This window comes from Enterococcus sp. DIV0806c, from assembly GCF_051710905.1.
GTDB lineage: Bacteria > Bacillota > Bacilli > Lactobacillales > Enterococcaceae > Enterococcus_B > Enterococcus_B mundtii.
The window spans coordinates 3,204,116-3,211,012 of the sequence record NZ_JBIOLO010000001.1; the positions used below are offsets into that span (position 1 = coordinate 3,204,116).

At 39.9% G+C, this 6,897-nt stretch carries 7 protein-coding genes; 1 reads left to right on the forward strand and 6 read right to left on the reverse strand.

Annotated features, from left to right (window positions below):
* Nucleotides 1–19: 19 nt before the first annotated feature.
* Nucleotides 20–1,921 (reverse strand): tRNA uridine-5-carboxymethylaminomethyl(34) synthesis enzyme MnmG, encoded by a 1,902-nt coding sequence (gene mnmG / locus IGK77_RS14785; protein WP_074801140.1) that lies wholly within the window; start codon nucleotides 1,919–1,921, stop codon nucleotides 20–22.
* Nucleotides 1,922–1,935: 14 nt separating this feature from the next.
* Nucleotides 1,936–3,333, reverse strand: a complete 1,398-nt coding sequence (mnmE, locus tag IGK77_RS14790; protein WP_010734568.1) for a tRNA uridine-5-carboxymethylaminomethyl(34) synthesis GTPase MnmE — start codon at nucleotides 3,331–3,333, stop codon at nucleotides 1,936–1,938.
* Nucleotides 3,334–3,672: 339 nt separating this feature from the next.
* Here mnmE and IGK77_RS14795 point away from each other — a divergent pair, with 339 nt between their 5' ends.
* Nucleotides 3,673–4,011, forward strand: a complete 339-nt coding sequence (locus IGK77_RS14795; RefSeq protein ID WP_074801136.1) for a heavy metal-binding domain-containing protein — start codon at nucleotides 3,673–3,675, stop codon at nucleotides 4,009–4,011.
* A gap of 161 nt (nucleotides 4,012–4,172) precedes the next feature.
* Here IGK77_RS14795 and jag read toward each other — a convergent pair whose 3' ends face one another.
* From jag to rpmH, 4 genes are all read right to left on the reverse strand, one after another.
* A complete protein-coding gene (jag, locus tag IGK77_RS14800; protein ID WP_074801133.1) occupies nucleotides 4,173–4,916 on the reverse strand; it encodes an RNA-binding cell elongation regulator Jag/EloR in 744 nt (247 codons plus the stop codon).
* Nucleotides 4,917–4,930: 14 nt separating this feature from the next.
* On the reverse strand, nucleotides 4,931–5,752 hold the full coding sequence (locus IGK77_RS14805; RefSeq protein WP_010734565.1) for a YidC/Oxa1 family membrane protein insertase: 822 nt from the start codon (nucleotides 5,750–5,752) through the stop codon (nucleotides 4,931–4,933).
* On the reverse strand, nucleotides 5,749–6,105 hold the full coding sequence (gene rnpA, locus IGK77_RS14810; RefSeq protein WP_074801131.1) for a ribonuclease P protein component: 357 nt from the start codon (nucleotides 6,103–6,105) through the stop codon (nucleotides 5,749–5,751). Before rnpA ends, IGK77_RS14805 begins: the two co-directional genes overlap by 4 nt.
* Before the next feature lie 118 nt (nucleotides 6,106–6,223).
* Nucleotides 6,224–6,358, reverse strand: coding sequence for a 50S ribosomal protein L34 (gene rpmH / locus IGK77_RS14815; RefSeq protein ID WP_002293121.1), 135 nt, complete (start codon nucleotides 6,356–6,358; stop codon nucleotides 6,224–6,226).
* Between the last annotated feature and the right edge of the window lie 539 nt (nucleotides 6,359–6,897).

The window sequence follows — 6,897 nt, forward strand, 5'->3', positions numbered from 1 at the left end:
TTTTTATTTAGTGCTTTATTTAAGCAGATGTTTCCACTTTCGCAATCTTCCCTTGTTCGATGTAGACCATCAAGATGCTTAGGTCTGCTGGATTGACACCGCTGATGCGGCTTGCTTGTGCGATGGTTTCTGGACGGATTTTTTGAAGCTTTTGTTTTGCTTCCGTTGCTAATCCGTTGATCGCAGCGTAGTCAATGTTTTCTGGGATGCGTTTGGCTTCCATCCGTTTTAGTTTTTCTACTTTTTCTAATGCTTTTTTGATGTATCCTTCGTATTTTAGTTGAATTTCAACTTGTTCGATTTCTTTACGTGTTAACTCCGCATTTTCTGGAATAAATCGTAATAGATCGGCATAGGTGATTTCTGGACGACGCAAGAAATCACTTGCTAGCACACCATCTTTTAATGGTGCAGCATTTAATTCTGCTAAAAAGGCTTGGACTTCTGCTGTCGGTTTGATACGAACGTTCATCAAACGTTTGATTTCTTGTTCAACTGCTGCTTTCTTTTTCAAGTAAGCAGCGTATTGATCTTCTTTTACTAAACCGATCTGGTGACCCATTTCCGTTAAACGTAGATCAGCATTATCATGACGAAGAAGTAAACGATATTCTGCCCGGGATGTCAGTAAGCGATACGGTTCATTCGTTCCTTTTGTGACTAAATCATCGATCATGACACCGATATAGCCGTCACTACGTTTGATGACTAATGGCTCTTTTCCTTGAACCTTCAACGCTGCATTGGTTCCTGCAATCAGCCCTTGTCCCGCTGCTTCTTCATATCCACTTGTCCCATTGGTTTGACCGGCCGTATAAAGATTTTCTACGACTTTCGTTTCTAATGTTGGACGCAACTGGTGTGGTTCGACCACATCGTACTCAATGGCATAGCCCGTACGCATCATTTCTGCTTTTTCTAATCCAGCAATCGAATGCAACATATCCACTTGGACGTCTTCTGGAAGTGAAGTTGAAAGCCCTTGAACATACACTTCTTCTGTATTCAATCCTTCTGGTTCTAAAAAGAGTTGATGACGTGGTTTGTCTGCAAAACGGACGATTTTGTCTTCAATTGAAGGACAGTAACGTGCGCCGACGCCTTCAACGATTCCTGTAAACATTGGTGCGCGGTGCAGATTATCACGAATGATTTGATGGGTCGTTTCACCTGTATAAGTCAACCAACAAGGTTCTTGTTCTAAGTTATAGGCACTGTCCGGTGTGGCAAAGCTAAAATGATTTGGCTCCTTGTCTCCCGGTTGTTCTTCCGTGACAGAGTAATCGATCGTACTTGATTTCACACGTGGAGGCGTTCCGGTTTTAAAACGATCAATGGCAAAACCTAATTCTTTTAAGTGATTGGCTAAACCAATTGATGGTTGTGAGTTATTCGGACCAGACGAATATTTTAATTCACCGATAATAATCTCACCACGTAATGCGGTACCCGCAGTGATAACGACTGCTTTTGAACGATAACTTGCACCAGTTGAAGTCACTACACCACGACAAACCCCATCTTCAACGATCAATTCTTCAACGATTCCTTGTCTTAATGTCAAATTCTCTTCTTTTTCGATCGTATGTTTCATTTCACTGGCGTAGGCATGCTTATCTGCTTGCGCACGTAACGCTCGAACAGCAGGTCCCTTCCCAGTGTTCAACATTCTCATTTGAATGTATGTCTTATCAATATTTTTACCCATTTCGCCGCCTAGTGCATCAATTTCACGTACGACAACGCCTTTCGCTGGACCACCGACGGAAGGGTTACATGGCATAAATGCTACCATATCTAAATTGATCGTTAACAGTAACGTTTTTGTCCCCATGCGTGCAGCAGCCAAAGCGGCTTCTGAACCAGCATGTCCTGCACCGACAACGATCACATCATATTCTTCTGCTTGATAATGATTCAAGAACTGTTCCTCCTTTATTTTCCAAGACAAAATTGACTAAACAATTGTGTGATCAATTCATCTTGAACACTATCTCCTACGACTTCACCAAGGTAATCCCAGCAGCGAGTCATATCCATTTGAACGAGATCAACAGGCATACCCGCATCGATTCCTGCGATCACTTCTTGTAAAGAGATGGCCGCTTTTTCGAGCAAGGCAATATGACGGGTATTGGATACATAAGTTGCATCTCTTTCACCAGTTTGCCCACCAAAGAACAACTCAGAGATGGCCGTTTCTAATCGGTCCAATCCTTCATTATTGGCAACCGAAACAGCGAATACTGGTTCATCCTCGATCAATGATAAAAGCTTGTCTTCCTCTAATTGTTTCGGTAAATCAGTTTTATTCAATAGAATGATCCGTTTCAATCCTTTTGTTGCTTCCAACAACTGTTCATCTTCAATCGTCAACGGCTCGCTTTGATTCAAGACAAGTAAGATCAATTCAGATTCTGCCAAGGCTTTACGACTACGAGCCACACCGATTTGTTCCACGATATCTTCTGTTTCCCGAATACCAGCTGTGTCGATTAGTTTCAACGGTACGCCACGAACATTGACGTATTCTTCAATCACATCTCTTGTCGTTCCCGCAATATCCGTTACGATGGCTTTTTCTTCTCGTAATAAATGGTTCAGTAAGCTTGATTTCCCAACATTGGGGCGACCAATAATCGCCGTACTTAACCCTTCTCGCAAGACCTTGCCTTGTTGTGATGTCGCTAAAAGAACTTCAATACGTTGTTGGATCATCTGCGCTTTTTCTAATAGAAGTTTTGTCGTCAATTCTTCAACATCATCATATTCAGGGTAGTCGATATTCACTTCCACTTGTGCTAATGTCTCTAAAATCTCTTGTCGAAGGGAACGGATCAATGCAGACAGATTCCCATCTAATTGGTTCAACGCGACACCCATCGCCTTGTCTGTTTTCGCACGGATCAGATCCATGACTGCTTCAGCTTGGGATAAATCAACACGTCCATTTAGAAAGGCACGCTTTGTAAATTCTCCTGGCTCTGCTAAACGTGCGCCTTCTCTTAATAGAAGCTGTAAAATTTGATTGACGACAACGATGCCCCCATGACAATTGATTTCTACAACATCTTCTCGGGTAAATGTTCGTGGTGCGCGCATGACGGATACCATGACTTCATCGACTAATTGTTCACTTTTGGGATCGACGATATGCCCATAGTGAATCGTATGACTAGGAACATCCAACAACTGTTTATTGCCACTTTGATAGACTTTATTGGCAATGGTCAGCGCTTGATCACCGCTTAATCGCACAATACTTATCGCCCCTTCACCCGGTGGTGTAGAGATTGCTGCAATCGTATCAAATTCTAAGGTTATTTCAGCCATTTTTTCACTTCCTTTTTCATTTTACGCACAAAAAAAGTGCCCACTTCACCCTTTGCAATAAATGGTGAACTTCGCACTTTGACTGCTTGTTCTGTTTAAATTCTGGTCATAGACTATCATATCTAATTCTAGTAATCAAGCTTTTTTGTTTATTTTTAAGAGAGTAACGAATCATTCTTAAACTTTTTCTGCACAGGTGCCTTTTGACTGGATGTCCCATCAGATAACACTCTATAGAAGTAAATCTACTCTTATACCTTTATCTTTGTGGCAAAAAACGTTACACTTAAATGGTAGCGGTACCTACATACTTTTTCTTTACCGAAAGGAGCAAAAATTATGGCCCAATTTAAGCCTAGTGCAGTAGACGGAGTAGATGATCCACGAATCAATGAAGTGGTGTTATCGACAGGGAATATCAATCAAAAATATATCGTCAGAGATATCGTATTTGTCGCAGAATGTATCGAAGGGGACTTATTCGACTCTACATTCAATAGTGATGACATGTTCTTGACAACAAAACAAAAATTAAAAAAGAAAGTGCTAGATTATGGCGCAAATGCAGTCATCAATTGTCACTTTGAATATCAACAAAAACCCCGAGATGGCAAACAGATCATCGAACTTTTTGCTTACGGTACCGTGATCCAATTTGTCCAGACAACGATTGGCTGATCACAAAAAAACGTGCAGAGCTTTCGCCCTGCACGTTTTTTCTACCAAAGTAAAGACTACCATCGTATACTCCGATAAGAATGATTTCTAATAAAATATACTTTGTTTGGAAAAGTTTGTCAATCTGATCGCAAGATTTTGGGTTCTTCTCTTCGTAATCGCTATTTGGCTGGTTCGACAACTAAGTAACGATATGGTTCATCACCTTCTGAGTGGGTTTGTACTCCGTCATGTTTACTTAACGCCGCGTGAATTTGTTTGCGTTCAAACGCAGGCATCGGTTCTAAAAATACAGGCTGTCCTGTACGCAAGACTTTTTCTGCGGTGCGCTCAGCTAAACGTTGGATGATCTCTTGTCGTTTTTCACGATAGTTGCCTACGTTTACCACGACAGAGAGTTTATTACCGGCTACTCGATGAATGAACACTTGCGCCAAATATTGCAAAGCATTTAACGTTTTTCCATGTTTGCCGATCAACAGACCTTGTTTATCCGTTTCTAAATGGAAGACGATCAAATTCGCTTCTCTTGTCATTTTTACTACAGCTGGTGCATTTAGTTGCTGGGAGATCTCAGTGAGATAGGTTGCTAATTCCGATAAAGCTGCTTCGTCACCTAATTCACTTTTCTCTTCAATCAAGTCCTCAGGTTCGATTTCATCCGTATTTTCTGGTTGAACAGATGTTTCTTCCAACACTTCTTCTACGGTTTCTTCAATCGTTTCAGAGACAACTTCGCTGATATTCGGTTCGATTGAAAGTTTGGCGTTTCTTTTTCCCATTCCGAGAAATCCTTTTTTTCCTTCATCAAGTATCTCAATAGCGACTTGCTCTTTTGCTAGTCCTAACTCCTTCAATCCAATTTCAACAGCTTCATCTACGGTTGCAGCTTCATAAATCGGCATTTGCATTCCCTCCCTTATTTTTTACGTTTTTTCTTAGGACTTTGTGCCTTACGCAAAGCACGTTCTTTTTCACGGATACGTTGTGCTTCTTCTTCACGCTCACGTTTGATTTTAAATGGATTATTGATCAATAGTGTTTGGAACACTTGGAAAGCATTTGATACTACCCAGTATAGTGAAAGTCCACTGGCTAAATTGACCCCCATAACTAAGATCATCACTGGCATCGCAAAATTCATGACTTTCAATGAAGCATTCGATTCCACTTGGCTCATGCTTGATAAATACGTACTTGCAAATGTAAAGATGGCAGCCAACACTGGTAAAATAAAGGTTGGGTCAGCGTTCCCTAGGTTCAACCATAAGAAGTGACCTTGACTCAACGCTGGAACACGAGAAATTGATTGCCATAAAGCCATTAAGATTGGCATTTGTACTAATAAAGGCAAACAACCTGCATATGGATTTACACCATTTTCAGCATATAACCGTTGTTGTGCTTCTCTTAACTTACTTTGTGTTTCAGGATCTTTTGAACTATATTCTTGTTGGATCGCTTTTAGTTTTGGTTGAAGTTCTTGGGTCTTACGCATACTTTTTGTTTGGAAATGCATTAATGGTAATAAAATTACGCGAATGATGATCGTGAATAAAATGATCCCGATCCCAACATTTCCAAATGACAATGCTTTAATCGCTTCTGCAAAATAATAAACAATGTAGCGATCCCAAATTCCTGTACTTTGTGCGCTGACTTCTCCAGTTCCACAACCGGATAAGACGATGATCAGACCGACAAGTCCGGCCATCAAAAGTAAACGTTTGTATTTCTTCACTTACTCTTTTCCTCTCTGTCGATTATTTTTGCAAGCTTTAAGACATGGACTAAGTTGGAGCGAATCTCATCGTAAGTCAGTCCTTTGATGCTTGGTCTAGCAATCACAATAAAATCTAATTCCGGCTCGATCTCTTCTTTCAATGAATAGATCGCCGCACGGATTTTTCGTTTTACTTCATTGCGACATACAGCGTTTCCGACTTTCTTACCTACAGATAAGCCAACACGAAAATGCGGTTGTTCCTTCTTATCTAAACGGTACACGACAAACTTACGGTTAGCAAAGGAAGCGCCGGTTTGAAACACCGCTTGGAACTCTCGTTCTTTTTTCACTCGATACGCTTTTTTCATTCGTTTTCTTTCCTTTTCTATCTCTCACTTACGCTCCCAATCATACCATATTTCCTATAAGTCTTTCACCTTTTCCTCTAAAAAAGGGCATAAAAAAAACCACTGTAACCCCAGTGGTCTAAGCTGAAAGAACTTTTCTTCCTTTACGACGACGGCTAGCTAAAACACGACGTCCATTTTTAGTACTCATACGTTTACGGAATCCGTGAACTTTTTGACGTTTACGTTTATTTGGTTGGTATGTTCTTTTCATCTTGTTCCACCTCCAGAAATTCTTATCTACATGTACATGAATTAAACACAGACATACTTTGATAGTATAACGAGTACTTAGGTGATTTGTCAATATAAAAAAAAGCTTTTATTCGAAAATAATTCTCTCATTTTATCCACAACGGTATTTTTCGCGCTGTGTTTTCAATGTGGATAAAGTTATACACAGAAGTTTTCCACAGTAATTTACCCTTAGTTTTTACACAGAATAAACACCTGAAAATAAGTAATCCACAATTCCATAAATTCCTGTGCATTGATTTCTGTAAGTATTGTCATTATTACTTTTTTTATCCACAACCCACTGGGTAAATCTCTAGTTTTACACCACTTATCCACCTGTTGATTACTCTTGTGGATATCTTTTTTTCCTCTCTGTGTTTTTCTTCTTTTTTTTTCTTCTGGATAATGTGGATAATTGTTATAAAAAATTTTTTTCTTTTCTTTCTGTGGAAAACTTTTGTAAAAAATGCTAAATTAGTACTAGCTATTTACTTTTAATGAAGGAGGAGGCCTTGT

Coding starts and splice junctions, on each gene's coding strand:
- mnmE (WP_010734568.1), bottom strand. CDS start 3,333: ATGGCTGAAATAACCTTAGAATTTGATACGATTGCAGCAATCTCTACA.
- IGK77_RS14795 (WP_074801136.1), top strand. CDS start 3,673: ATGGCCCAATTTAAGCCTAGTGCAGTAGACGGAGTAGATGATCCACGA.
- jag (WP_074801133.1), bottom strand. CDS start 4,916: ATGCCGATTTATGAAGCTGCAACCGTAGATGAAGCTGTTGAAATTGGA.
- rnpA (WP_074801131.1), bottom strand. CDS start 6,105: ATGAAAAAAGCGTATCGAGTGAAAAAAGAACGAGAGTTCCAAGCGGTG.
- rpmH (WP_002293121.1), bottom strand. CDS start 6,358: ATGAAAAGAACATACCAACCAAATAAACGTAAACGTCAAAAAGTTCAC.